Source organism: Jiangella muralis (genome assembly GCF_001270745.1).
Classification (GTDB): Bacteria; Actinomycetota; Actinomycetes; order Jiangellales; family Jiangellaceae; genus Jiangella; species Jiangella muralis.
Genome location: NZ_LFXL01000091.1, coordinates 1 through 537, shown reverse-complemented (window position 1 = coordinate 537; position 537 = coordinate 1). Strand labels below are relative to the sequence as shown.

The window sequence follows — 537 nt, the reverse complement described above, 5'->3', positions numbered from 1 at the left end:
GGTCGAGCGCGGCGGCCAGCGATGGCGGGTAGTAGGTCTGCCCGAGCGCGGAGATGCCGGCCTTCCCGGCGGCGTGGCTGCCTTCCAGTGTCAGCGCCATGTACGCGGGCGTCACGGCCAGGTGCTCGGGCACGAACACGTCGACGATCTTCGCCCCGGCGGCGCGCAGGACGTCCGCGGCGGACCGGACCAGAGCGGCGACCTCCGGGTCGGCGCCGGCGAAGGCCTGGTCGAGTAGCCCGATGGTCAGCCCGTCGACGCCGTCGGCCAGGGTCGTCGTGGTGTCGACGGTGTCCGGGATGTGCCGTCCCTGCCGCGGGTCGAGCCCGTCGTACCCGGCCACCGCGTCGAGCGCGGCCGCGATGTCCTCGACGCTGCGGGCGATCGGCCCGATGTGGTCGACGCTGGGGTCGTTGTCGGACACGACCCCGAAGTGCGAGATCAGCCCGAAGGTGGGTTTGAGGCCGATCGCGCCGGACCAGGCGGCCGGGATGCGCACGGAGCCGCCCTGGTCGCCGCCGTAGGCGATGTCGACCT

General features: G+C 73.6%; 1 protein-coding gene. It reads right to left on the bottom strand.

Annotated elements, in window-relative coordinates; all coding sequences use genetic code 11:
- Nucleotides 1-537 (bottom strand): amidase family protein (locus ACW62_RS32800; protein ID WP_240477484.1); only part of this gene is annotated, 537 nt, incomplete at both ends.